The sequence below is a fragment of the Novosphingobium resinovorum genome (genome assembly GCF_036352595.1).
GTDB lineage: Bacteria > Pseudomonadota > Alphaproteobacteria > Sphingomonadales > Sphingomonadaceae > Novosphingobium > Novosphingobium resinovorum_B.
On record NZ_JAZFAX010000006.1, the window covers coordinates 1 to 24,719 of the forward strand.

17 protein-coding genes and 2 pseudogenes are annotated in these 24,719 nt (G+C 67.5%); 8 read left to right on the forward strand and 11 right to left on the reverse strand.

The window, feature by feature from the left end; translation table 11 throughout:
- A pseudogene (locus V2S85_RS07670) lies at positions 1–512 on the forward strand (hypothetical protein); the annotation flags it as partial.
- A 6-nt stretch (positions 513–518) separates the two neighbouring features.
- On the opposite strand, the gene V2S85_RS07675 reads toward V2S85_RS07670, so the two are convergent.
- The gene (locus tag V2S85_RS07675) at positions 519–923 is read right to left on the reverse strand and encodes a hypothetical protein (RefSeq protein ID WP_008830404.1); all 405 of its coding nucleotides are present in this window, start codon (positions 921–923) and stop codon (positions 519–521) included.
- A gap of 77 nt (positions 924–1,000) precedes the next feature.
- Complete coding sequence (locus tag V2S85_RS07680; RefSeq protein ID WP_419198176.1) at positions 1,001–2,380, reverse strand: aromatic ring-hydroxylating oxygenase subunit alpha; 1,380 nt, start codon at positions 2,378–2,380, stop codon at positions 1,001–1,003.
- 296 nt (positions 2,381–2,676) lie between these two features.
- Between V2S85_RS07680 and katG the strand changes: the two genes are divergently transcribed.
- A complete protein-coding gene (katG, locus tag V2S85_RS07685; RefSeq protein ID WP_330702276.1) occupies positions 2,677–4,956 on the forward strand; it encodes a catalase/peroxidase HPI in 2,280 nt (759 codons plus the stop codon).
- A 267-nt stretch (positions 4,957–5,223) separates the two neighbouring features.
- Here katG and V2S85_RS07690 read toward each other — a convergent pair whose 3' ends face one another.
- From V2S85_RS07690 to V2S85_RS07705, 4 genes are all read right to left on the reverse strand, one after another.
- Positions 5,224–7,695 carry a PhoX family protein gene (locus V2S85_RS07690; RefSeq protein WP_330702277.1) on the reverse strand — a complete coding sequence of 824 codons (2,472 nt, stop codon included), beginning with the start codon at positions 7,693–7,695 and terminating at the stop codon, positions 5,224–5,226.
- Positions 7,696–7,739: 44 nt separating this feature from the next.
- A complete protein-coding gene (locus V2S85_RS07695; RefSeq protein ID WP_330702278.1) occupies positions 7,740–9,281 on the reverse strand; it encodes a TIGR01777 family oxidoreductase in 1,542 nt (513 codons plus the stop codon).
- Positions 9,278–9,970, reverse strand: a complete 693-nt coding sequence (locus V2S85_RS07700) for a DUF4166 domain-containing protein (RefSeq protein WP_330702279.1) — start codon at positions 9,968–9,970, stop codon at positions 9,278–9,280. Before V2S85_RS07700 ends, V2S85_RS07695 begins: the two co-directional genes overlap by 4 nt.
- Positions 9,971–10,035: 65 nt before the next feature.
- Positions 10,036–10,614 carry a GbsR/MarR family transcriptional regulator gene (locus V2S85_RS07705; RefSeq protein ID WP_330702280.1) on the reverse strand — a complete coding sequence of 193 codons (579 nt, stop codon included), beginning with the start codon at positions 10,612–10,614 and terminating at the stop codon, positions 10,036–10,038.
- A gap of 262 nt (positions 10,615–10,876) precedes the next feature.
- Between V2S85_RS07705 and V2S85_RS07710 the strand changes: the two genes are divergently transcribed.
- The 5 genes and pseudogenes from V2S85_RS07710 to V2S85_RS27260 all read left to right on the forward strand — a co-directional run bounded on the left by V2S85_RS07710 (position 10,877) and on the right by V2S85_RS27260 (position 15,199).
- A complete protein-coding gene (locus V2S85_RS07710; protein ID WP_330702281.1) occupies positions 10,877–11,536 on the forward strand; it encodes a hydrolase in 660 nt (219 codons plus the stop codon).
- A gap of 218 nt (positions 11,537–11,754) precedes the next feature.
- Entirely contained in the window at positions 11,755–12,591 is an 837-nt protein-coding gene (locus tag V2S85_RS07715) for an alpha/beta hydrolase (protein ID WP_330702282.1), read from the forward strand.
- Between the two features lie 211 nt (positions 12,592–12,802).
- A complete protein-coding gene (locus tag V2S85_RS07720) occupies positions 12,803–13,054 on the forward strand; it encodes a DUF1427 family protein (protein WP_330702283.1) in 252 nt (83 codons plus the stop codon).
- Between the two features lie 92 nt (positions 13,055–13,146).
- Positions 13,147–14,562 (forward strand): annotated as a pseudogene (locus V2S85_RS07725) (amidohydrolase); the annotation flags it as partial.
- 85 nt (positions 14,563–14,647) lie between these two features.
- Positions 14,648–15,199 (forward strand): sensor histidine kinase, encoded by a 552-nt coding sequence (locus V2S85_RS27260; RefSeq protein WP_419198177.1) that lies wholly within the window; start codon positions 14,648–14,650, stop codon positions 15,197–15,199.
- 109 nt (positions 15,200–15,308) lie between these two features.
- On the opposite strand, the gene V2S85_RS07730 is transcribed toward V2S85_RS27260, so the two are convergent.
- Positions 15,309–15,941, reverse strand: a complete 633-nt coding sequence (locus V2S85_RS07730) for a response regulator transcription factor (protein ID WP_330702284.1) — start codon at positions 15,939–15,941, stop codon at positions 15,309–15,311.
- 109 nt (positions 15,942–16,050) lie between these two features.
- Between V2S85_RS07730 and V2S85_RS07735 the strand changes: the two genes are divergently transcribed.
- Complete coding sequence (locus tag V2S85_RS07735; protein WP_330702285.1) at positions 16,051–16,710, forward strand: response regulator transcription factor; 660 nt, start codon at positions 16,051–16,053, stop codon at positions 16,708–16,710.
- Positions 16,711–16,719: 9 nt separating this feature from the next.
- Here the strand turns inward: V2S85_RS07735 and V2S85_RS07740 are convergent, their stop codons facing one another.
- The 4 genes from V2S85_RS07740 to V2S85_RS07755 form a co-directional block, all read right to left on the reverse strand.
- A complete protein-coding gene (locus V2S85_RS07740) occupies positions 16,720–18,021 on the reverse strand; it encodes a D-amino acid dehydrogenase (protein ID WP_330702286.1) in 1,302 nt (433 codons plus the stop codon).
- A 108-nt stretch (positions 18,022–18,129) separates the two neighbouring features.
- Positions 18,130–19,737: a peptidase dimerization domain-containing protein gene (locus V2S85_RS07745; RefSeq protein WP_419198171.1), complete on the reverse strand. Its 1,608-nt coding sequence runs from the start codon at positions 19,735–19,737 to the stop codon at positions 18,130–18,132.
- A 170-nt stretch (positions 19,738–19,907) separates the two neighbouring features.
- The gene (locus V2S85_RS07750; RefSeq protein ID WP_330702287.1) at positions 19,908–21,512 is read right to left on the reverse strand and encodes an amidohydrolase; all 1,605 of its coding nucleotides are present in this window, start codon (positions 21,510–21,512) and stop codon (positions 19,908–19,910) included.
- 25 nt (positions 21,513–21,537) lie between these two features.
- Complete coding sequence (locus tag V2S85_RS07755) at positions 21,538–24,444, reverse strand: TonB-dependent receptor plug domain-containing protein (protein WP_330702288.1); 2,907 nt, start codon at positions 24,442–24,444, stop codon at positions 21,538–21,540.
- Positions 24,445–24,719 lie beyond the last annotated feature (275 nt).

Here is a 24,719-nt window from a genome sequence, read left to right on the forward strand (position 1 = left end):
CGGCGAAATCAACGCCGGGCATGATGGAAATTGGTCCGAACGATGCCCTTGGTGCGCCCCGAAGCCTCGACGTCATCAAACCAGCCCGCTTCGCCAGAAATTACCCGGTTTTTGCGGGTCTCCAGCTGCGGCTGATGAAGGGCGCCGAAGGGTTCTGCGCCGCGTGGGACAAGGCGGTCGACCGGGGCATGCTGCGGCTGCAGGACTGCGCGCTCGAACGCGCGATCCTGGGCGAGGAACGCCCGGTGGCGAGCCAGGGCAAGATAGTCGCCACCTATACCCGCCACGACACCGCGCTCATGCTGTTCCTGCTGCGCCAGCGCATGCCGGAGCGCTACGCCGCGCCGCCTACGCAGGACGCGCGGCCGGGCTCGGCGCTCTACGAGCGGGTGCGGCGCGACATCGAGGCGCAGATGCCCACCGTGGCGGAGACGCGCGCGGTGATCGACGCCAAGCTGGAGCAGCTGCGCCGCACCATCAAGGCACGGCGCACGCGGGAAGAGGACGGCTGAGCCGCCTCAGCGGTGGCCGCGGCCCGGTCGGCGGCCGTCGCCGCGCCCGCCGCCATCATGATCGCCGCCGCCGCGCCACATCGGCATCTTCATGCCCTGCTGCGGGCGCATCTCGCCCCGGAAGGGCTGGTAGTTGTGCTGGCCCTGAGGGGGTGCGCGCATGATGTGGTTGCGGTCGCCCCGGCGGTAGCGGTGGTCGCGGTCGTTGTTGCGGTAGTAGAAGTAGTCGTCGCTGCCCCAGTAGCCGTCGTGGATCGGGCCGTAGTACCCGTCGTAATAGCCGTCATAGGCATAAGGCGTGCCCCAGCCGACCGAGCTGTAGCCATAGCCGCCGCCATAGCCGTCCGTGGCGCAGGCGCTGAGCGCCACGGTGGAACCGGCAAGGGCCAGGGCGAGGATCTTCGTGTTCATGGACGAGCCTTTCGAGGAGGCGCGTCAAAAATGGACGGCGCGCCCGTTAACCCTCGTAAAACTCCCGAGTATGCAGCTCAGTTCCGGGGCCAGACGTCCAGCTTGGTCGGCGCCCCTCGCCCGCCCATGAAGTTCGCCAGGTTGCGGTGGAGGTTGATGACCTTCTGCTCCTGGTGCGGGTTGGGCAAGGGTCCGCGAAAGCCGCTGGACTTCATGCCCTTCTGCACGAACTGCATGTTGGAGAAGTCCTGCGCCAGCACCGATCCCCAGTTCTCGCCGATGGGGTCGGCATAGGTCCACTCGGTCTGCGGCGCCTCCCCTTCCGGGAAGCGTTCGAGGGCGTAGCTTTCGAACACGCACTTGTCCGGATCGTCCTTGTAGGGGCGCACGCGGTAGCACAGCGCGAAGGTCTCGCCGTGGAGGATGTTCTGGTTGGGGAACAGGCCCCAGGCGAGGCCGCCTTCCTTCTTGATCTCGGGCGGAACCTCGGGCCAGATCACCCCGCGCGCGGCGTCGTCGGCCTTGGCGGATTTCAGCCAGTGGGCGATGCATTCCTGCGGGGTGGCGTCCTCCGGAAGCTCGATCTGGAGGCGAGCGGCGGCGTTCACCAGCGTCTCGGTGGAGGCGGAATAGTTCACCGTCTCGTAGTTCTCGCGGATCAGCTCGTAGGTGGAAACGCGCGGGTCGTCGCCCTTGCCGGCGCGGGTGGTGCCGGCGCTCTCGCTCATCTCGAACTTGGCATCGCGCGTGTCGTAGCTGGAGACCGAGTGCAGCCCGTACTGGCGGCTCAGCGCGTAGTAATCGCCATAGGCCAGCAGCTGCGTATGCGTGCCCGCGACGTGGTAGGGTTCGAGGAACGCCTCGATCGCGGTCTTCCAGTTGCAGTCGTAGATCGCCCACTGGCGCCACTTGTAGTGCATCTTCTCCAGCTGAAAGTGCGAGAGGATTTCTCCCGCACGGCCCATCCACTCGGCCAGCGGCACGGCGTCGGGGTCCATGGTGATGTAGATGTAGCCGCCCCAGGTATCGACCTGGACCGGCGACAGGCAGGTCATCTCGGGCGTCAGCTTGTTCTGCCAGTCCTGCGGGTCGAGGATGTAGGTGTTCTGCCCCTCCAGATCGAAGGTCCAGCCGTGGAAGCCGCAGATGAAGTTGCGCCGGTTGCTCCCGCGCACGTCATGGACCTTCTCCGGCAGCATGTCCGGCACCGAGACGAGCTGGCGTCCCCGGTGCGGGCAGACGTTGTGGAACGCTTTGAGCGAACCGTCGTCCTTGCGCAGCACGATCACGGATTCGTCGGCGACGTCGTAAGTCAGCCAGTCGCCGGGGTTCGGCAGGTCGCTCTCGCGCTCGACCATCTGCCAGACCTTGGGCCACAGCAGCCGCTTCTCCGCGGCGAGGTAGTCCTTCGAGAGAAACGCCTCGGTCGGATAAGTGGCGAGCACTTCGGCGTCCATGTCCGCTGCGGTCAGACGGCTGGGCTCGTAAGCCTCCGGTTCGGTCACGCGGTCTCTCCCATGCGCGCTATTCAACAGGATTGTCTATTAGGCCAGCTCGCCTCCCGTTTCCAGAGCCGCCCGCGCGCAACGCCCCGGCGATGGAGCGGCAACAAATCGCGCGGCTCGCTTAACCTTTCGATTTTGATCGCCCTGCCCGATCACTCTCATCGACGAAGCGCACTAACGGTCCCGTCCCTCGGGGCGTACCCTCTGGCCGCCCTTGCAAGGGCCAAAGCAACAGGAGGAGAGAGGCCATGAACACCCCTGGAAACCGCATGCTCGCGCTGATGCTCGGCGCCGCGTGCTGCGCGCTCGCAGCGCCCGCGTCGGCCGCTGAACAGGCCAAGCCGAACAAGGCCGCTACCGAGGCGGAGACGGTCACCGAACAGCCCGCCCCTCCCGCCGGCACCAAGCCCGGCGGCATGTCCAACAAGGACTGGTGGCCCAGCACCCTCGACCTCGCCGCGCTGCGCCAGCACGAGGCGCAGTCCAACCCCTACGGCGCCGATTACGACTATGCGAAGGAGTTCGCCACGCTCGACCTCGACGCGGTCAAGGCGGACATCCGCAAGGTGCTGACCACCTCGCAATCGTGGTGGCCCGCCGACTACGGACACTACGGCCCGTTCTTCATCCGCATGGCCTGGCACAGCGCAGGCACCTACCGCGTCGGCGACGGGCGCGGCGGTTCGGACGGCGGCGAACAACGCTTCGAGCCGCTGAATTCGTGGCCCGACAACGTCAGTCTCGACAAGGCCCGCCGCCTCGTCTGGCCGATCAAGCAGAAGTACGGCCGCAAGCTGTCATGGGGCGACCTCATGGTGCTGACCGGCAACGTCGCGCTGGAGGACATGGGCTTCAAGACCATCGGCTTCGCGGGCGGCCGCGTCGACGCCTGGCAGCCGGACCTGGTGTTCTGGGGGCCGGAAACCAAGATGATGACCGACAAGCGCCGCGACGCGAAGGGCAACCTCAAGGGTCCGCTCGCCGCGACGCAGATGGGCCTCATCTACGTCAACCCGGAAGGCCCGAACGGCAACCACGATCCGATCTCCGCCGCCGCCGACATCCGCCGCGCCTTCGGCAACATGGCGATGAACGACGAGGAGACGCTGGCTCTGATCGCGGGCGGCCACACCTTCGGCAAGGCGCACGGCGCGCATGACCCGAACAAGTGCATGGGCGCCGATCCCTCCGCCGCCGGAACCGAGAAGCAGGGCCTCGGCTGGGAGAACACGTGCGGCAAGGGCAATGCCGAGGATGCCATCACCAGCGGCCTCGAAGGGGCATGGTCGGCGAACCCGATCAAGTTCACCTCGCAGTACCTCGACAACCTGCTCGGCATGGAGTGGGTGAAGACCAAGAGCCCGGCGGGCGCGACACAATGGATTCCCACCGACCCGGCGGCCGCCAACATGGTCCCCGACGCGCACATCAAGGGCAAGACCCACGCGCCGATCATGTTCACCACCGACATCGCGATCAAGCAGGACCCCGAATTCCTCAAGATCGCGCAGCGCTGGCACGAGAACCCCGAGGAATTCGCGCAGGCCTTCGCCCGCGCGTGGTTCAAGCTGACCCACCGCGACCTTGGCCCGCAGGCGCGCTATCTGGGCAAGGACGTTCCGAACCAGACGTTCTCGTGGCAGGACCCGCTGCCGCAGGCGAGTTTCGCACCCCTGGGCGAGGCGGACCAGAGCGCGCTGAAAGCCAAGGTGCTCGCCTCCGGCCTGACGACGCCCGAACTGGTGCGCACGGCCTGGGCCTCGGCTTCGACCTTCCGGGGCACCGACATGCGCGGCGGCGCCAATGGCGCGCGCCTGCGGCTGGACCCGCAGCGCGGCTGGGCGGTCAACGATCCGGCCGAACTGGCCAAGGTGCTGGCGAAGCTGACGGCGGTGCAGGCCGACTTCGCGAAGTCCGGAAAAGCGGTGTCGATGGCCGACCTCATCGTGCTGGCGGGCAATGCCGGGGTCGAACAGGCGGCGAGCAAGGCGGGCTATCCCGTGAAGGTGCCCTTCGCGCCGGGCCGCGTCGATGCGGCGCAGGACCAGACCGACGTGGCCTCCTTCGCATACCTCGAACCCAAGGCCGACGGTTTCCGCAACTTCTACACGGCCGACTACCGGCTCGACCCGGCCGCCGCGCTGGTCGACAAGGCCGACGCCCTGAACCTGACGGTGCCGGAGATGACGGTGCTGGTGGGCGGCATGCGGGCGCTGGGCGCCAATGCGGGCAAGTCGAGCGCGGGCGTCTTCACCGCGACGCCGGGCAGTCTCGACAATGCCTTCTTCGTCAACCTGCTGTCGATGGACACCGTCTGGTCGAAGAGCGCGGCGCCGGGGCTCTATGACGGCAAGGACCGCAAGACCGGCAAGCTGCGCTGGACCGCGAGCCCGGTGGACCTGGCGTTCGGGTCGAATTCGGAACTGCGGGCGGTGTCGGAAGTCTACGCCTCGGACGATGCGAAGCAGAAGTTCGCGGACGATTTCGTGGCGGCGTGGGCGAAAGTGATGAACGCCGACCGGTTCTGAAAATTCCTCCCCCTGCGGGGGAGGGGGACCATGCGAAGCATGGTGGAGGGGCACAGGCGGGATCGCCGAACCTCGAAGGGCAGCGCGTCTCAATCGCGCGCGCGGCGAGGGTCGGTGATGCCGCGCGTGCCCCTCCACCACCCTGCGGGTGGTCCCCCTCCCCGTTCGGGGAGGAATTACCTCCCCACAAACGCCAAGGGAGGAGGCGCCCGCCGGCGCCCCCTCCCCCTGCATTCTCCTTGGGGCATTCTCCCGAAGGAGCTTCGATCAGAGGCCGATCACGCCGCCATCGTTCTTGGTGATCGCGATCAGCGCCGAGCGCGGACGCACGGTGGCCGCCGGGGTGCTGCCGTCCTGCGTGTAGGGCCAGTGGCTGCCCGGCGCGGCATAGGTGCCGTTCTCGCCCGGATGCTGGATGCCCACGAACAGGGTGCGGCCGTCCGGTGTCTGGTCGATGCCGGTGATCTCGCACTGCTGCGGGCCGACCAGGAAGCGGCGCAGGTTGGCGGCGGTCGCCTTGGCGCCGACGTACGTGTCCTGCGTGGCGGTGCCGCCGTTGGTGTTGGTGATCGTCACCTTGCCGCCGTCTCCCACATGGCCCGGGATCGCGGCGAGCAGCATGCAGTTGGTGCGGTCGGTCAGGGCTCCGTCATCGGTCTCGATCCACAGCAGCGGGTTGATCTGGCCCGAGGGGTTGGTGGCGCGCGAGAAGTTGAGACCGTCCGGGCTGGAGAAGTCGTTGGCGACGGTCAGGCCCGAGACGTTGACGTTGGTGGGATCGGCATCGGTCGCGTCGGCGCCGAACAGGTAGATGTCCCACTTGAAGGTCGTTGCGCTGGTGGTGTCGCCGTCTTCGCGCAGGCGCACGATGTGCCCGTTCGGGTTGCCGAGCTGCGCCGTGTTCGAGGCGCCCTTGGGGTCGTTGTACGAGCGCGGGTTGGCGGCGTTGGTGCCGTTGTAGGGACGGTTGGTATTGTCCGAGTTGGTCAGCGTCAGGTAGATTTCGCCGGTGACCGGGTTGCCCACCGTCCATTCCGGGCGGTCCATCGGCGTCGCGCCCACCGCGTCGGCGGCGAAGCGGGTGTTGACGCAGATGTCGGCCTGGCTGGCGAAGGTGTACTCCGAATAGCCGCCGCTCGCCGGGCGCTTGGGCACCGAGCCATAGACCAGCGGCAGCCAGGCGCCGGTGCCGTCCGCGTTGAAGCGCGCGACGTAGAGCGTGCCGGCGTCGAGGTACTTGTCGCCCACCGCGAGACGGTCCGAGGCATCGGCGTCGGCCGCGGCCCAGGTCTCGGTCGAGACGAACTTGTAGAGGTACTCGCCGCGCGAATCGTCGCCCATGTAGACGCCCAGCTTCTGGCCGGTGGCGACGCGCACGAAGGCGCCTTCGTGGCCGAAGCGGCCCAGCGCGGTGCGCTTGCGCGGGGTCGAGGCAGGGCTGTACGGATCGATCTCGACCACCCAGCCGTACTGGTTGGGCTCATAGCGGAAATCGGCCGCCGCGCTGGCGCCGGTGATCGTGGCGTTCCAGCGGGTGAAGCGGTCGTCGGTGCTCGAGGCGGTCGACCAGCCGTAGTTGCCGGTGCGGCTGGTGATGCCGTTGCGCTTGAGCGAATCCAGCTCGGCCGTGGTGCGCTTGGCATCGTCCGCGGCGTCGCGGCGGAAGTAGCCGGCGTAGTTTTCCTCGCAGGTGAGGTTGGTGTTCCAGCCGGTGACGCCGTTGGCGCAGTTGTTGATGGTGCCGCGACCGGCGGTGCCGTTGGGCGAATGGGCGGTGACCAGGAACGCCGAGCCCGCCGCCGGGCCGTGGAAGCTCATCGGCGTGTTGGGCGTGATGCGGCGATTGAAGCTGCTGCCCTGCACGTAGCTCCACTTGCGGCTGCCGGCATCGGCATACTCGACGATCGAGACGCCGTGGCACTCGATCTCCTTGAGCGCTTCGGCGAGCGGGCGCGGCGAGGCGCTGGGGCCGCTGGCGTGGAGGTAGGTCTGGGTGATGTTCTCGTGGTTCTGCACCATCAGGCCGCGCGTCGAGGTGGCGCGGTCGGGCGTGCCGGTGGCGGACAGGCCGAAGAAGTGCAGCGCGTCGTGGTGGTCGCCGATGCGCTTGTCGAAGTCACCGTCGGTGCCGTCGTTGGCATAGGCGGAGACGCCCGCCGCGATCGGATCGCCCAGGCGCGTCATGACCGTGACCGAGTAGCCCTCGGGCACCGCGACGATGTCGGCCAGGCTATGCGCGACGGCGGTGAAGCCGAGCACGGCGGGCGAGACGCGCACGGTGGTCTGCGCGGTCTTGATGTCGCCGAAGCCCGGCTTGGCGCTGAACTGGAAGATCAGGTCGGTGGCCGCCGCGACGGCCGGGGCGATGAACGAGACGGTGGTGCCGCTGCCGGTCAGTGCGACGGTGGGGCCGCTTTTCTGCACCCAGGCGGGGGCGGTGGTGGTGCTGGCGTTGCCCTCCACGGTGCCGTTCAGCGTGACCACGCGGCCGGCGCTGGTGGCGACGTTGCTGCCCGCCGAGACGGTGATGCCGCTGCCGAAGGTGGCGCCGTCATCCTCGCCGCAGGCGGCCAGCAGGCTGGTGCCCATGAAGGCCATCGTCGTGGCACCCGCGCCCCGGTACAGGGCCTGGCGGCGCGAGTAGCGCTCGGCGGCCATGCTCTCGAGCGAGCGCTGGCGGGTGTCATTGGTATCGGTGTCACCGTCCGAATAGACGGTGGCAGGATTCATCTCGGTCATGGTAGTCGCCCCTGTTATAGTCGGGAGCGATTGCTAGGGACGATTCATGACGCGAAAACGCAAGTTTGGCGTCGGTTCGATGGCATTATCACGACCGGATTGCGACTAGCCCCCGCGATCGCGGCGAGCGCATCCTCCAGCCGGGGATGACGGAACCGGAAACCGTCGGCCAGCGCCGCCTCGGGCATGACCCGCTGCCCGCTCAGCAGCAGTTCCTCGGCGAAGGCGCCCAGCAGCAGGCGCAGCGGCCAGGCCGGCACCGGCAGCAGTGCCGGGCGGCGCAGCACCCGCGCCAGCGTTGCGGTGAAGGCCCGGTTGGTCACCGGCTCCGGCGCGGCGGCGTTGAGCGCGCCGCGCAAGGCCGGCCGGGCGATGGCGTGGACGATCAGGCGCACCAGGTCGTCGCGATGGATCCAGCTCATCCACTGCCGCCCGTCGCCGAAGCGTCCGCCCAGGCCGTGCTCGAACGGCGCCAGCATGCGCGCCAGCATGCCGCCGCTGCCGTCGAGGACGAGCCCGGTGCGCAGCCGCACCGTCCGTACCCCCAGCGCCTCGGCCCGCAGCGCGGCGCGCTCCCAGCTTGCGCAGACCCGGCGCGAGAAGCAGGGGGTGCCGCCATCCCGCTCGCCCAGCACCTCGTCGCCGCGCAGCCCGTAGATGCCCACCGCCGAGCCGCTGACGAGCACTTCCGGGCGCCGTTCCAGCCGCGCGATCAGCCGCACCACCCCGCGCGTCACGGCCAGCCGCGAGCGCACGATGCGGATGCGCTTGGCGCGGGTCCAGGGGCTGTCGGAGATCGGCTCCCCCGCCAGGTTGACCACCGCGTCGATCCGCGCCTGCGCCGCGATGTCGTCGAGGCTGGCGACCACCTGCACCGGCATCCGCATCGGCCCGGCGGCCTGCAGCAGCCCGGCGGCGCGGCCAGGATCGCGGCTGAGCACGATGACCCGGTGGCCCGCCTGCGCCAGCGCCTCGACCAGGCGGCGGCCGACGAAACCGGTGCCCCCGGTGACCAGCACCGTCCGGCACCCCTCCAGCGCCTGCGCCAGCGCCGCCGCCGGGGCGGGCACCAGGCGCGGGCAGCGCCGCGCCGCCGCCAGGTCGCGCAGCCCCGAAAGGGTCACGCCGAACGCGGCGAGCGCGCAGGCCCAGCTCATGACGCCGTAACGCACCGGCACCAGCGCGGCCGGCCGTGCCGCCCAGTCGATCAGCAGCGGCACCAGCAGCGCCAGGATCACGCCGTAGTTCAGCGTCAGCAGCGTATGCGTGACCCGCTCGGTGGCAGGCAGGTGGCGGGTGCGGTCCTCCTCGACGAAGTCCCACAGGGTGATGACCAGTTCGCCTGCCAGCAGCGCGAGCAGCGCCATGGCCCAGCCGCCTTGCGGCGCGCTCCACCCCAGTGCGGCGAACACCACTGCGTAGACGAGGTTGCGCACGCCGTGGAGGCGCAGTTCCACCGTCTGTCCGGGACGCCAGGCCAGACGCTCGGTCCCTTCGTGATGGTAGAAGGTGTCGAAGGCCCCCATCATCATCTGGACGGCGACGGCGATCCAGAGCGGTGTCGAAATCACGTTCGGCATCGTCATTCTGCTTCCTCCCTCAGGGCGGGCTGGTCATGGAAATGGCCCACCTGCCGGATGATCTCGCCAAGCAGGCGGTGGCGCAGCGACAGGGTGAAGGCGAAGGCGCCCTCGCCCCGGTCCTGGTGGTCGATGCTGAGCGCTCCCGGCGCCAGCCAGCGCGGCAGGCGCAGGCGAACGGGGCCGATCGCCAGGAAGTAGTGGTCGCTGCGGAAGCGGATGCCGCGCTCGCACGCCTCCACGGCCAGGGCGATGCCGAAGCCCGCGCCGAGGTATTCCTCCAGCCCGGTCGGCCCGGCGAAGCGCTTGGCGCTGTGGATCACTTGCGGAAAGCCGCGCGGGCGGGCGTACATGCGGGTCCAGACCTGCCCGCCGCTCGCGCCGTCCTCGGTCACGGTGACGACCGCCGCCACCCCCGCGTCGCGCCCGAGCGGCAGCGGCGAGCCGATCAGGCGGCAGCCCTGCGCCAGCAGCCAGCCGACCGGCCGCATCGTGCAGGTCACCACTTGCCCGGCATAGCTGACCGAGCGCCCCGGCAGCAGCCGCTTGGCGAAGCGCGCGCGCACCGCCGCCGGCAACCGCTCCCACGCCGCCGCCCCCAGCAGCGCCCGAAAGCGCATGTCGTCGAGGTACCCGCCGCAGGGACGGGTCATCGGAGCGCCGGCGGCGCGGCGGAGCGTTGCTGTGCTGGTCATCTTCCCGCCCTCCAATCAATTCAGTTGTTTCTGTTAAGAGAGAAAACATGAGGCGAAAAAGAAGGCTATTCGGCCTCCTTCCCGCCTCCCTTCCGGCCGACGAACCTGAGCAGGCCGACGACCTTGGAGCCCATGCGGATCAGCGTCATGATCTGCGCCGGCGGGACGCTGAGCATCTGCCGGTACCAGTTCTCCACGGTGTTCATGAAATCGTGCATCCCGTGCAGTCGCTCGCGCACGGCGGGGCTGATGCGTGGATCGTCGGCATGCTCCATCGCCGCGCGGATGGCGGCGACCATCGGGTCGATCTCGCGTTCCTTGCGCCCTTGCGCGACCTTGGTGGCCATCTGCCACAAGTCGGTCTCGCCCTCGTAATGGTCGCGCCGGTCACCCAGCACCGGCACCCGGCGCGCCAGCTTCCAGGCAAGCAGTTCGCGCAGGCTGTTGGAGACGTTGGAGCGCGCCATGCCCAGCTTGTCGGCGATGTCCTCCGCCGTCAGCGGGCGGTCCGACAGCAGCAGCAGCGCCTGGATCTGCGCCACCGAGCGATTGACCCCCCATTGCCCGCCCATGTCGCCCCAGCGCAGCACGAACTGCTCGACGGCAGGAGGAAGCTTGTCCGACTCGTTGGAAATTTCTGTCATGACAGAAATATCTAGCAGTCGAGACAGGATGTCAACCGGATGCCGTGCGGAGTCCCATACCAAAGGTTGGCCATACGATCGTGTGATACCGAATCGGGTCGCGGCGCGGCCATATCGACGTGCGACAGCGGCTGGCTGGCCCGTCGCAATGTTCGAATTTATCGAACTTTATAACGTGTTTTATCCATCTTTTTAGAAGCCTGGTGATGGGTCAGAAACGTCTCACCGGGCCACGACGCTCACGCAACAGGAGGAATTTCCAATGACGCTCACCGCCACTGCAACTCCGGGCAAGTCCCTGATCTCGCCTGACAATCACGCGCTCGTCCTGATCGATTTCCAGTCGCAGATGAGCTTCGCGACCAAGTCGATCGCGCCCGAACTGCTGCGCAACAACGCGGCGCTGATCTCGCGCGGGGCCAAGTCGTTCAACGTTCCCACCATCCTCACCACCGTCGCCGAAAAGAGCTTCTCCGGCCCGATGTTCGACGAGATCACCGACGCCTTCCCCGGCCAGGAACTGCTCGACCGCACCAGCATGAACACCTGGGAAGACGAAGCCGTGATCTGCGAGATCAACCGCATCGGCAAGCAGCGCATCGTCTTCGCAGGGCTCTGGACCTCGGTATGCATCGTCGGCCCGGTGGCATCGGCGATCGAGCAGGGTTTCGAGGCCTACGTCATCACCGACGCCTGCGGCGACATCTCGGAAGAAGCGCATGAGCGCGCCGTGGCCCGCATGATCCAGCTTGGTGCCGTGCCGATGACCTCGCTGCAGTACCTGCTCGAACTGCAGCGCGACTGGGCGCGTACCGAGACCTACGACAGCACCACCGGCATCGCGAAGGTCTGGGGCGGCGCTTACGGCCTGGGCATCAAGTACGCCAAGACCATGTTCGGCGCGTCCGAAGGCGGTCACTGATCTGAGTTCGGAGCCGGCGGTTCCTCTCCCCCCCCCCCGACCCTCATCGGGCCGCCGGTTCCACCCCCCCTTGCGAGGGGGCTTCGACAAGCTCAGCCTGAGCGGAATTAGATGTTCTGGCGCTACCTCCGCTCACCCTGAGCTTGTCGAAGGGTCAGGCTGAGCTTGTCGAAGCCCCCGCAGTACAAAGCCCAACTCTCACTCGAAGGATCAGCATCATGGCCTATGTAACCACCTCTGACGGCGTCGAGATCTTCTACAAGGACTGGGGTGCGAAGGACGCGCAGCCCATCGTCTTCCACCACGGCTGGCCGCTCTCGTCGGACGACTGGGACGCGCAGATGCTGTATTTCCTGAGCAAGGGCTTCCGCGTCGTCGCCCACGATCGCCGCGGCCACGGCCGCTCCGCGCAAGTCAGCGAGGGTCACGACATGGACCACTACGCTGCCGACGCCGCAGCGGTGATGGAGCACCTCGACCTTCGCAATGCCGTCCACATCGGTCACTCGACCGGCGGCGGTGAAGTGGCCGCTTACGTCGCGCGCTACGGCATCCCGCAGGGCCGCGTCGCCAAGGCCGTACTGGTCAGCGCCGTGCCGCCGATCATGCTCAAGACCGAAGCGTATCCGGGCGGGTTGCCGATCGAGGTGTTCGACGGGTTGCGCGCCGGCCTTGCCGCCAATCGCGCTCAGTTCTTCCGCGATGTCGCCGCAGGCCCCTTCTACGGCTTCAACCGCGAAGGCGCCGACGTGAAGGAAGCCGTCATCGACAACTGGTGGCGCCAGGGCATGATGGGCAGCGCCAAGGCCCATTACGACGGCATCAAGGCCTTCTCCGAAACCGACCAGACCGAAGACCTGAAGGCGATCACCGTCCCCACCCTCGTCCTGCACGGCGATGACGATCAGGTCGTGCCCTACAGGAACGCCGGTGTGCTGCAGGCCGAGATCCTGCCGAATGCGACGCTCAAGATCTACGAGGGCTTCTCGCACGGCATGCTCACGGTGAACGCCGAGACCATCAACCCCGATCTGCTCGCCTTCGTGCAGGGCTGATCCGCCAATCCAACCGTTCCTCCTCCCACCCCGTCACCCTGAACTTGTTTCAGGGTCCATCAAGCCGCCAACGCCGCGCTGTGAAACAGCAAGCCGAGGTCGCCGCTTGTGACACCAACGTCCGGTCCAAACCGCACGATGGATCCTGAAACAAGTTCAGGATGACGGAAAAAGGAGGGGGAGCGACAACGAACGTCCGAGGAGACTCCCGATGAAAGCCTACTTTCTCTCCATCGCCGCCGGGTTGCTGGTGGGCGTCGTCTACAGTCTCCTCGGCGTCCGTTCGCCCGCGCCGCCGATGATCGCGCTGGTCGGCCTGCTGGGCATCCTGCTCGGCGAGCAGATCGTGCCGCTGGCGAGCCGGTTCGTGACGAGAAACAACGTCGCGCAGTTCGTCATGACCGAGTGCCGCGATCACGTCCTCGGCCGCCTGCCGGGCGACGCCGATAAGCACGACGCATGATCTCGCGCCGCCACACGCTTCTGGGAGCGGCAGCCGCGTCGCTCCTGCCTACCACTCTCGCGGCCCGAGCGGGTCGAACCAAGGATACGAGCATGACCGACACGATCATCATCAACGCCAAGGTGACCACCCTCGACCGTGAGAACCCGGAAGGACAGGCCGTGGCGATCCGCGATGGCAAGTTCCTCGCCGTCGGCAGCGAGGCCGAAGTGCGCGCTGCTGCGCCCGAAGCCACCGTGATCGACGCGAAGGGCCACCGCCTGATCCCCGGCCTGATCGACAGCCACATGCACATCATCCGCGGCGGCCTGAACTTCAACATGGAGCTGCGCTGGGACGGCGTGACCAGCCTGTCCGAAGCGATGGCGATGCTCAAGAAACAGGTCGACAACACCCCCGCCCCGCAGTGGGTGCGCGTGGTCGGCGGCTTCACCGAGCACCAGTTCGCCGAAAAGCGCCTGCCCACGATCCAGGAACTCAACGCCGTCGCCCCCGATACGCCGGTGTTCATCCTCCACCTCTACGATCGCGCGCTGCTCAACGCCGCTGCCCTTCGCGTGGTGGGCTACACCAAGGACACGCCCAACCCGCCGGGCGGCGAGATCATGCGCGACAGCCAGGGCAATCCCACCGGCCTGCTGCTGGCCCAGCCCAACGCGACGATCCTCTATTCGACGCTGGCCAAGGGGCCGAAGCTGCCGCCCGAGTACCAGCTCAATTCCACCCGCCACTTCATGCGCGAGGTCAACGCGCTGGGCGTCACCGGCGTGATCGACGCAGGCGGCGGCTTCCAGAACTATCCCGACGACTACGACATCATCGAGAAGCTGCATCAGGACGACCAGTTGACCGTCCGCATCAGCTACAACCTGTTCACCCAGAAACCGAAGGAGGAACTCGCCGACTTCGCCGGGTGGGCCAAGCAGGTCACGCCGGGCCAGGGCGACGACACCTATCGCCACAACGGCGCGGGCGAGATGCTCGTCTATTCCGCCGCCGACTTCGAGGACTTCCGCCAGCCCCGGCCCGACATGGCACCGAGCATGGAGGGCGACCTCGAACCCGTCATTCGCCTGCTGGCGGAAAACCGCTGGCCCTGGCGCCTCCACGCCACCTACGACGAGACGATCGGCCGCGCGCTGGATGTCTACGAGAAGGTCAACGCCGATATCCCGCTGCAGGGCATCAACTGGTTCTTCGACCACGCCGAGACCATCAGCGACCGCAACATCGACCGCATCGCCGCGCTGGGCGGCGGGATCGCCGTGCAGCACCGGATGGCCTATCAGGGCGAATACTTCGTCGAACGCTACGGCGCCAAGGCGGCCGAGCGCACCCCGCCGATCGCCCGCATGATCGCCGCCGGGATTCCGGTGGGCGCGGGCACCGACGCCACCCGCGTCGCCAGCTACAACCCGTGGGTCTCGCTCTCGTGGCTCGTCACCGGGCGCACCGTGGGCAGCCTCTCGCTCTATCGCGGCGACAACCGCGTCAGCCGCGAGAAGGCGCGACCGCATCGAGGAACGCGTCGCCGAACGCGAGCGCATCGCGCAGGACCTGCACGATACACTGCTTCAGGGCTTCCAGGGCCTGATGCTGCGCTTCCAGACGGTGCTGCACCTGACCACGCCGGGAACCCCCGCCCACACCGCCATCGAGGAAGCGCTGGAGCGCGCCGACGACGTCCTGCTCCACGGCCGCGAGCGCGTGCGGGGCCTGCGCGAGGATGCCGAGCCCAAGTGCATCGCCGAGACTCTCCGCGCCTGCGCCGCGCGCGTGGTGGGCGATACCCTGCCGTGGGAGGTCAAGGTCGACGGCCCCGAGCGGCTGGTCGGCGCTCCGGTCGCCGAGGAGCTGGAACTCGCGGTGGGCGAGGCGCTGGCCAACGCGGTCAAGCATGCCCGGGCGGGCATGGTGCGGGTGGAGGTCCACCACGGCCGCGACCGGCTTTCGCTGCGGGTGGTGGACGACGGCGTCGGCCTGCCCGAAGACGTCCGCGCGGCCGGTGGGCGCGAGGGACACTTCGGCCTCACCGGCATGCGCGAGCGGATCGAGCGGCTGGGCGGTGCCTTCGCGATCGCCAATGCGGCGGGGCAGGGCACCTCGATCCGGCTGAGCCTGCCCGCGAAGATCGCGTATCGGTAAGCTCTCCTCTTCTCACCTCTTTCGTCATTGCGAGCGTAGCGAAGCAATCCAGAGCGGCTTGCACAGCCCTGGATTGCTTCGCTACGCTCGCAATGACGAGGGGGAGAATCTAAAGCTCGATCAAGCCGTTACGCACGGCGATCGCCACCGCATGCGTGCGGTCCATCGCGCCGAGCCGCGCGAAGATCGCCTTCATATAGCCTTTCACCGTGTCCTCGGACAGTGACAGCCGCGCCGCAATCTGCTTGTTGGAATTGCCCGCCGCCGCCAGTTCCAGCACGTCGCTCTCGCGCGCGGTCAGGCGCTTGGCCTCGCGGTCGGCGGCGCCGAACACCTGGCGATCGAAGTGCGTGCCGCCCCGATGGACCGAGCGGATCGCATCGAGCAGTTCGGTCCTCAGGCTGTTCTTGAGCAGGTAGCCGGAAGCTCCCGCCTTGATCGCCTGCGTGGCGCGGCCATCGCCCGAATAGGTCGTGAGCACCAGGATGCGCGCCTCGGGAAATTCGGCGAGGATGCGGGTCATCGCCTCCACCCCGTCGACATTGGGCATCTGCAGGTCGAGCAGCAGGATATCGGGACGCTCATCGCGATAGATGCGGACCGCCGCCTCGCCGTCCTCACCCACCGCGATCAGTTCCAGGTCGGGCTGGGTCGCGAAGACGGCGATGATGCCGTCGCGCAGCAGCGGGTGGTCGTCGACCACGGCGATGCGGATGGGGGCCTGAAAATCGCTGTCTTCCATAGGCTGCGTGTAGCCCCGCCGCCCCTGCCGAGGATAGCCCCCCGAAAGAGGGGATTGCCGGATGTGTTCACTTTGGATCATTTCTGGCGGCGCCAGCAGGAGTAATGCAATGACCCATCCCACCAGCGAGCCGATGCGCAATCCCACCGACGACCACGCGGGGCCCGGCAAGGTTCTGATCGTCGATACCGACGGCGAGGCCCGCTCACAGCTGCGCACCCTGCTGCGCGACGAAGGCTATGTCGCCGAGACTTTCGCCTGGGCCGGCGCGCTGCTCGACGCGGCCCTGCCCGAGGCGCCGTGCTGCATCGTCGCGGACGTGCGCATGCCCACCATCGATGGCCTGGAACTGATCGAGCACCTCAAGAGCCGAGGCGAGCCGATCCCCGTCATCTTCGTCACCGACGACGCCGACGTGCCGCTCTCGGTCCGCGCGATCAAGGCCGGCGCGGTGGACTTCCTGCCCCGCCCCTACGACGAAGGCGACCTGCTGGGCGCCGTCGAGCACGCGCTGGAAATCGACGCCGAGCGCCGCTCGGTCGCCCGTCGCCACCGCGCCGTCGCCCAGCGTTTCGACACCCTGACCCCGCGTGAACGGCAGGTGATGGAGGGCGTCGTGCGCGGGCTGATGAACAAGCAGATCGCCTGGGAACTGGCGATCAGCGAGATCACCGTGAAGCTCCACCGCTCCAGCCTGATGCGCAAGATGGAGCTGCGCTCGGTGCCCGATCTGGTCCGCGCATCGCAGGTGCTGCCGCTGGCGGCGTAAGACCCGCTCTCACGCCCGCAGCCGCAGCTCCCCCTCGCCCGCCAGCGCCACCGCCTCGCACACCAGTTCCGCGGTGATCGCCGAGAGCGTCCAGCCGAGGTGGCCGTGGCCGGTGTTGTAGAACACCCGCGGATGCCGCCCCCGGCCGACGAAGGGCATCATCGTCGGCGTCATCGGCCTGAGGCCCGCCCACGGCACCACCTGGCGCGTGCACATGCCGGGGAAATGCCGCTCGCTCCAGTCCACCAGCGGGCGGATGCGATCGGCGCGGATGTCGCGGTTGAAGCCGTTGAACTCCGCCGTGCCCGCCACCCGGAAGCGATCGGCGCCGAGGCGGCTGGTGACGATCTTGGCGTCCTCGTCGAGCAGGCTGACCTCGGGCGCGGCGGCGCGGCTCTCGTCATCGTTCAGCATGACGGTGATCGAGTAGCCCTTGACCGGATAGATGTTGACCCGGTCGCCCAGCTTCGCCGCCAGCGCGCGGCTGGCGACCCCGGCGCAGACCATCACCATGTCCCCCTCGACGACCGTTTCGGCACCGAGATCATCGGTCGAAAAGTCCTGCAGGCGGCCGGTATCGGATCCTTCCCCAAGGCCGCCCGCCGCCTGCAGCCGGACCGACACACCGTCGGGCCGAAGCGCTATGCCGTCCACCTCGCCGCCCAGCACGAACCGCGCGCCGAGGCGGGCGCAGGCGCGGGCGAGGCCGGTGGTGAACTTGTGAATGTCGCCCGTGGAATCGGACGGCGTGAAGAACCCGCCGCAGAAATCGCCCCTGAGGGTCGGTTCGATGCGGGCGATCTCGGCGGGGGAGACTTCCTCGCGCTCCAGCCCGCCCTCGACCAGCAGCGCGTTGCCGCGCCGGGCCGCCTCGAAAGTCTCGGCGTTGCGATAGAAATGGAGGATCCCGCAGCGCGAGAGGTCGAAGTCTATGCCCTCGCGCTCCGCGATGTCGAACAGGTGGCGGCGCGCGGCGATGGCGAGGCGGGTGGTCTCCACGGTGTTGGCGTGGTGCCGGCCGATGGCGCCGACGAACTGCGCCATCCACGAATACTTGTGCAGCGAGGGACGCGGATTGAACAGCAGCGGCGCGTCGGGGCGCAGCAGCCAGCGCAGGCCCTTGGCGATCGTCGCCATCGAGTTCCACACTTCGGCATTGCTGGCCGAAAGCTGGCCGCCATTGGCGAAGGATGTCTCCATCGCCGGGTAGCGGTGCCGCTCGACCAGGGTGACCTCGTGCCCGCGCGAAAGCAGGGCGTAGGCGGCCGTGACGCCGGTGATGCCGGCGCCGATGACGATGATGCGTGCCATCTGCATGGTCCCTTCGTGGGAGGGAGGATGTCTCAAGGAAAAGAACCGGCCGGGGCAGTTGGCTCTTGTCAGGGTGTTCGCACCCCGGCCGGTTGGCGCGCTGGGGGGCTAGCTGCCCGCGCCGGAGGTTTCGCGACCCGAAGCCTCGTAATCGATGCCCAGTTGCTGGAGGTAGGAATCGTACTTCTTCGGATCGTAGTAGCTGGGCTGCATCGCCGGGCGGATCTGCGCCATCGTGCGCGCATTGCGGTCGATCGCGGGCATGTCGGTGGCGGCGATCAGGGGATCGTACTTCTGGTCCTTGAGCTGGACGTCCTTCATCCAGGTCTTGGCCTCGGTGATGATCTGCGGCGTGGTGACGAGATCGAGGATCGTCATCGCCACCGCCTTGGCGCCGACGACGGTGCCCTTGTGCGCGATCGGCGTGGCCATCGCCATCGCGGCGGTGGCGTGGTGGAAGATCACGTTCGGAATGTTCGCCGGATAGCCGATGGTGACCGTCGGCACCGTCCACATCACGTCGCCGATGTCGTCCGAGCCGCCAAAGCTGCCGCCACCGCGCAGTTCGGGGGTGGAGAGCGGCGCCACCTTCGTCGGCAGCGCCTCCACCTTGAGGTGGTTCTTCACCTGCACCGCCTTCGCGAACGCCTGATCGGCGGCGGACCACTGCGGCACGCCCACCGTCTCGATATTGGCGTAGAGCGCCTCGGCCAGCGGCTTGTTGCCGTAGTTCGGCGCGGCGAAGCCCAGCACCTTGCGGCTGACCGTGGTGCCCGTGGCCAGCGCCGAGGCCTCGGAGATCTGGTTACCAACGTCGTAGAGGTTGCGCAGCGAGGCGAAGTCCTTGTCGCGGAAGTAGTACCAGCTGCTGGCCTTGTCCGGCACCACGTTGGGCTGGCCGCCGCCGTTGGTGATGACGTCGTGCGAACGCTGCGTCAGCGGCAGGTGCTCGCGCCGGAAGTTCCACATGACGTCCATCAGTTCCACGCCGTCGAGCGCGCTGCGGCCCTCCCACGGCATGCCTGCGGAGTGGGCGGTCTTGCCCTTCCACTCGTATTCCACCGAGATCATGCCGGTCAGGCCGAGGTCGCCCCAGCCGGTGCCGAAGCCGGTGTTGACGTGCGCGAAGATCGAGGCATCGACGTCCTTGAACATTCCCGCGCGCACATAGTACGCCTTGGTCGCCAGCAGTTCCTCGGCGACGCCGGGCCACAGCATCAGGCGGCCCTGCAGCCCGTGCTTCGTCATCACCTGCTTGGCGGCAAGCGCGGCGGCGACCATCAGCGGCATGCCCGAGTTATGGCCCTCGCCATGTCCCGGCGCGCCTTCGGTGAGCGGCTTGACGTCCGCCACGCCGGGCACCTGCGAGACGCCGAGCAGGCCATCGATGTCGCTGCCCAGCGCGATCTTGGGGCCGCCGGTGCCCCATGTTGCGGTGAACGCGGTGGGGACACCGGCCACGCCGCGCACGATGGTGAAGCCGTTCTTCTCGAGGATACCGGCGAGGTACTCGCTGGTCTTCACCTCCTGAAAGCCGGGTTCGGCGAACGAGTAGATCTCGTCCACCATGACCTGGATCTGCTTGCGCTGCGCCTCGACGGCGGCGGCGACTTCCTGCTTGAGCGCGGGGTCGGCGGCCGCCTGCGCGGCGCCGGGGATGAACGAGGCCGCAGCCAGCGCGGCGGCGATCAGGGGACGCAGACCGTACCTGCGCACGCTTGCCCCGCGCTTATCCGCGCCTTGCTCGTCTCCCCCTCGTTCGTCATTGCGAGCGTAGCGAAGCAATCCAGAGCGGCGCGGCTCCGCCCTGGATTGCCGCGCGGCTTCGCCGCTCGCAATGACGGGGGTGGGGGAGGCAGAGGAATGTGTGTTGCTGCGCATCCCGATCACTCCGCCGGCTTCGTCAGGGTGGGGTACTTGACGCCCAGCTGGTCGAGATAGGTCGGATACTTGGCCGGGTTGTAGTAGTATTTCTCCATCATCGGCCGGTAGAGTTGCATGTTGCGCTCGTTCAGCCAGATCGCGGGCACGTCCTTGTCGGTCAGCACCGGCGCATAGGTATCGGTCTTAAGCTGCACGTCGGTGAAATAGGTCTTGGCGTCGGTGACCAGCTGCGGCGTCGTCAGGATATCGAGCACCGTCATCGCCACCGCCTTGGCGCCCGCCTCGACGCCCTTGTGCGCGATCGGGGTGGCCATGGCGAAAGCCGAAGTGGAATTGTGGCCGATCATGTTGGGGATGTTCGAGGGGAAGCGGATGGTGATCGTCGGCACCGCCCACATGATGTCGCCGATATCGTCCGAGCCGCCGCCGGTGGAGGGCTTGCGGTTCTCCGGCGTCGAGAGTTCGGAGACTTCCGACTTCAGCGGCTCGATCTTGCGGTCGTTGAAGGTCTGCGCGGCCTTGGCGAAGGCCTGATCGTCGGCGCTCCACTGCGGCATGCCGACCGCCTTGATGTTGGCATAGGCGGCTTCGGCCAGCGGCTTGTTGCCGAAGTTGGGTGCGGCATAGCCCAGCGTCTGCTGGCTCACCGTAGTGCCGGTGGCGAGCGCGGCGGCCTTGGCGATGTCGTTGCCGGTCTCGTAGAGCTTGCGGATGTCGGCGAAAGTCCGCTCGCGGAAGAAGTACCAGATGCTGGCCTTGTCCGGCACCACGTTGGGCTGCCCGCCGCCGTTGGTGATGATCATGTGCGAACGCTGCGTCAGCGGCAGGTGTTCGCGCCGGAAATTCCACGCGACGTCCATGATCTCCACCGCGTCGAGCGCGCTGCGGCCCTCCCACGGCATGCCCGCCGAGTGCGCGGTCTTGCCCTTGAAGCTGTATTCGACCGAGACCATGCCGTTGTTCCCCATCTCGCCGTAGCCGGTCGAGAAGTCGGAGCTGACGTGGGTGAAGATCGAGGCGTCCACGTCCTTGAACAGCCCGGCACGCACGTAATAGGCCTTGGTCGCCAGCAGCTCCTCGGCGACGCCCGGCCACAGCATCAGGCGGCCTTCGAGGCCGTGCTTCGTCATCACCTTCTTCACCGCGATGGCCGCGGCGACCATCAGCGGCATGCCCGAGTTATGACCCTCGCCATGCCCCGGCGCGCCTTCGACGATGGGCTTGAGGTACGGCAGGCCGGGGGTCTGCGAGACGCCGAGCACGTCGTCGATATCGCTGCCCAGCGCGATCTTCGGGCCGCCCTTGCCCCAGGTGGCGGTGAAGGCGGTGGGGATGCCCGCCACCCCGCGCGTCACCGTGAAGCCGTTCTTTTCGAGGATGCCGGTCAGGTATTCGCTGGTCTTCACTTCCTGAAAGCCGGGTTCGGCGAAGCTGAAGATCTGGTCGACCATGACCTGGATCTGCTTGCGCTGCGCCTCGACTTCCTTCGCGACCTCGTCCTTGAGCGCCTGCGGGGCGGCGGCATGGGCGGGAGCGATGGCGATCGGCGAAAGCTGCGCGGCAGAGGCGAGGGCCGCGGCGATCGCGGCGCGCTTGAAGGTGTTCATTATCCGGTGCTCCTGTTGCAGTCTTTCAGAGTTCCGCCTTGAACGACAGGCGGAAGGTGCGGCCGACCACGTCGTAGCGGCTGCGGTTGGTCTGGGCGTAGGCGGGTACGTTGTTGCCGTCGGGGCCGTTGCCGACCAGCACCGGATCCTTGTTGAGCAGGTTGTTGACGATGAACGTCAGGCTGCCGTTGCGCCCGAAAGTCGGGAACTTGAAGCCGACCGAGGCATCCAGGTACATCGCGCCCTTGATGTCGTTGTCGTTGATCGTGCGGTACTGCGGCGTGCTCGCCGGGCAGTTGCTGGTGCATTCCACCCAGTCGTTGCCGTAGACGCCGTCGGTGAAGCCGCGCGCCACCAGGTTGAAGGTCATCGGCCCGACATCGTAGAAGGCGCTGACACGGTACACCCAGTCGGGCGTCGCGTACGTGCCGCTGGTCAGCACGCCGGCATAGTCGATCGGGTAGCTGACGCCGTCGTCGATGATGTTCTCGATGTAATGCGTGGTCTGCGCATGGAGGCGCAGCGTGCCCGGGCCGACCTCACGGGTATAGCTCGCCTCGATGTCGAAGCCCTTGGTCTTCTGCGAGGCGAAGTTCATCGGCGTCAGGTCGATCGTGCTGAGCGCACCGCTCGAATCGTAGTGGATGTTCGAGCAATAGGACGTGACCGCCTGCTCATAGCAAAGATCGACGGTCTGCTGCGCGGTGAGCGTGCCGATCGCGTCATCGATCTTGATCGCATAGTAGTCGAACGAGACCGTGAAGCCGGGCAGGAACGAAGGCGTCAGCACCACGCCGGCGGTCCAGCCATCGGCCACTTCGGGCTTGAGCGAGGAATTGCCGAACTGGTTCTGGATGAACTGCTGCGATCCGGTCACCGGCGCGTCGGCATCGGCGGGGATGATGACCGAGTTGGTGCGCGCGGTACCCGCCGCGTAGAGTTCCTCCAGGTTGGGCGCGCGGATATCATGGCTGATGTTGCCGCGCAGGCGGATCGCGTCCATCGCCTGCCAGGTCGCGCCCAGCTTCCAGGTGCCGACCCAGCCCGAGGTCGAGTAGTGCGTGGCGCGGCCCGCGGCGTTGACGTCGAAGCCGTCGAGCACCGGGATATCGAGTTCGAGGAAGCCCTCGGCGACATCGTACTTGCCCTGGTTGACGCGGTAGTTGCCGTAGAGCCAGCCGGAATTGTACTGCGAATCGACGCTGCCGTCGATCTGCTCGCGCCGCCATTCCACGCCGGTGGCGAAGGCGATGTTGCCCGCCGGCAGGGCGAATGCCTCGCCCGAGATGGTGGCGGCGGCAACGTCCTGCTTGATCGTCTGGCGGCGCAGCGGCTGGTCGCCGTAGATGTAGTCGAGCGCTTCCTGCGAGGGGCCGTCGGTGCCCAGGCGGTCGATCGGCACGCAGCCGTTGTCGGGGTCGGTCAGGGTGGAACGGCACACGATCGAGCCGTCCGCCCCATAGACCGCGTCCTGCGCCAGCGCCATGCGCGCGGTGTTCCAGGTGTTGATCAGCTGTTCGCGCGCCTTGGTCACGCCCTTCTGGTAATAGGCGTTCCAGTGCATCGAACGGTCGAACATCTCGAAGTCGCCCTTCGCCCCGCCCACCGCGCGGAACACCTGCCGGGTGATCTTGCTGCCCGGCACCGGGAAGCCGGCGTTGGACGTGCCGATGGTGATCGATTCCAGCGCCTGGGCCTGCATCTTGGCCGCCACGTCGGGATACTGGCTGAGCAGATAGGCATTGTCCGCCTTGATCGTGACGCCGGTGCTTGGCGTCTGCTGGTAGTAGCTGCGGCTGAACGAGCGGTTGTAGGAGAACTGCCCGAAGATCTCGATCCCGTTGTCCAGCTCGTAGCTCACGCGCTGGAACGCGCTGATGCGCTGGTCGCGCGGGATCAGCGAGTTGGTGCCGACGTGGCCCGCGAGCGTCGTGTCGGTGTCCCCGCCGACCATCCATGAACCGGAGACGTCGCCGTAGTTGAGCTGGCCGGTCTGGCCTTCACCCAGGAAGTAGGTGCCCTTGAGCACGCCGCTGGTGATGAGGCCGCCCGCCGTATAGGTCGAGGGACCGATGCCGCTGCCCACGTAGCGCTCGGGCTCGCCATTGCCGGCCACGTAGTCGGGATTGGTGATCTGGAAATAGCCGCTGTCGTTCCAGTCGCGGTCGATCGTATCGACGCTCTTCTGGTCGAAGTACGAGAGGCTGGTGAGGAAGTGCAGCTTGTCGTCGAGGGCGGAAAAGCCCGCCGTGCCCGAGAAGCGGTAGTTCAGCCCGTCGCCGTACGTCGAGATGCCGACGTCCGAGCCGATCTTCACGCCGGTGTATTTGGTGTCGAGGATGAAGTTGACGACACCGCCGACCGCGTCCGAACCATAGGCCGCCGAAGCGCCGCCGGTGACCACCTCGACCCGCTTCACCAGATCCTGCGGGATCGTGTTGATGTCGACCGTGCCGCCCACGGTGGAGGCGACCGAGCGCTGGCCGTCGACCAGCACCAGCGTGCGCCCGACGCCAAGGCCGCGCAGGCCGATCGAGTTGATGCCCGCCGCCGCGTTCGACAGGCCGCCCGAAGCCGTGCCCGAAGTGCCCGAACCGGCGATCGCGGGCATCTGGTTGACGAAGTCGGAGATGTTGGCGGGCGCCTGTGCGGCGATGTCCGCCTCGCCGAGCACCGCCACCGGGGTCGGGGCATTGTAGCCGTCGCGCACGATGCGCGAACCGGTGACGATCACTTCACCCATCGGCTCCTCGCCGGTCGATCCTGCGGCCGCCTCGGCGCTGGCCGGCGCCTCCGCTGCGTCCGCGGCCATCGCCGGGCATGCAACGAAGAGGGGCGCCGCCACGCCCGCCAGCAGCAAGGCCCGGATCGAGCGCGCTGAAAAGCTTTCCATCCTGCCTCGCATCATCGAGGCGTGAACTGCATTGCGCATCGCGGAAACTCCCTGTGACGTAGAACATTTTCGCCACAGGCACCCTCATCCCGGATGGATGGGGAAGATGCGGTTCTCCAGGCGCACGGATGCGCTCACCGCCCTCGCGGTGCAGCTCGAAATGCTGCTGAAGACCCACGTATTCCCCGCTAGCGCCGACTTTGCGATAGCCCCATCATCCGTCAGCGTCCGCTTTGATTTCGGTTTTGCCCCCGAACCGGACTGCTGGCTGATGCTCTCGATACTATCCGGAAGGGTGCGAATGATCCCATGAA

Excerpts from the sequence above, each read along its gene's own strand:
- V2S85_RS07675 (WP_008830404.1), bottom strand. The coding sequence starts at position 923 with ATGAACACGAAGATCCTCGCCCTGGCCCTTGCCGGTTCCACCGTGGCG.
- V2S85_RS07680 (WP_419198176.1), bottom strand. The coding sequence starts at position 2,380 with ATGGACGCCGAAGTGCTCGCCACTTATCCGACCGAGGCGTTTCTCTCG.
- katG (WP_330702276.1), top strand. The coding sequence starts at position 2,677 with ATGAACACCCCTGGAAACCGCATGCTCGCGCTGATGCTCGGCGCCGCG.
- V2S85_RS07690 (WP_330702277.1), bottom strand. The coding sequence starts at position 7,695 with ATGACCGAGATGAATCCTGCCACCGTCTATTCGGACGGTGACACCGAT.
- V2S85_RS07695 (WP_330702278.1), bottom strand. The coding sequence starts at position 9,281 with ATGACGATGCCGAACGTGATTTCGACACCGCTCTGGATCGCCGTCGCC.
- V2S85_RS07700 (WP_330702279.1), bottom strand. The coding sequence starts at position 9,970 with ATGACCAGCACAGCAACGCTCCGCCGCGCCGCCGGCGCTCCGATGACC.
- V2S85_RS07705 (WP_330702280.1), bottom strand. The coding sequence starts at position 10,614 with ATGACAGAAATTTCCAACGAGTCGGACAAGCTTCCTCCTGCCGTCGAG.
- V2S85_RS07710 (WP_330702281.1), top strand. The coding sequence starts at position 10,877 with ATGACGCTCACCGCCACTGCAACTCCGGGCAAGTCCCTGATCTCGCCT.
- V2S85_RS07715 (WP_330702282.1), top strand. The coding sequence starts at position 11,755 with ATGGCCTATGTAACCACCTCTGACGGCGTCGAGATCTTCTACAAGGAC.
- V2S85_RS07720 (WP_330702283.1), top strand. The coding sequence starts at position 12,803 with ATGAAAGCCTACTTTCTCTCCATCGCCGCCGGGTTGCTGGTGGGCGTC.
- V2S85_RS27260 (WP_419198177.1), top strand. The coding sequence starts at position 14,648 with ATGCTGCGCTTCCAGACGGTGCTGCACCTGACCACGCCGGGAACCCCC.
- V2S85_RS07730 (WP_330702284.1), bottom strand. The coding sequence starts at position 15,941 with ATGGAAGACAGCGATTTTCAGGCCCCCATCCGCATCGCCGTGGTCGAC.
- V2S85_RS07735 (WP_330702285.1), top strand. The coding sequence starts at position 16,051 with ATGACCCATCCCACCAGCGAGCCGATGCGCAATCCCACCGACGACCAC.
- V2S85_RS07740 (WP_330702286.1), bottom strand. The coding sequence starts at position 18,021 with ATGGCACGCATCATCGTCATCGGCGCCGGCATCACCGGCGTCACGGCC.
- V2S85_RS07750 (WP_330702287.1), bottom strand. The coding sequence starts at position 21,512 with ATGAACACCTTCAAGCGCGCCGCGATCGCCGCGGCCCTCGCCTCTGCC.
- V2S85_RS07755 (WP_330702288.1), bottom strand. The coding sequence starts at position 24,444 with ATGCGCAATGCAGTTCACGCCTCGATGATGCGAGGCAGGATGGAAAGC.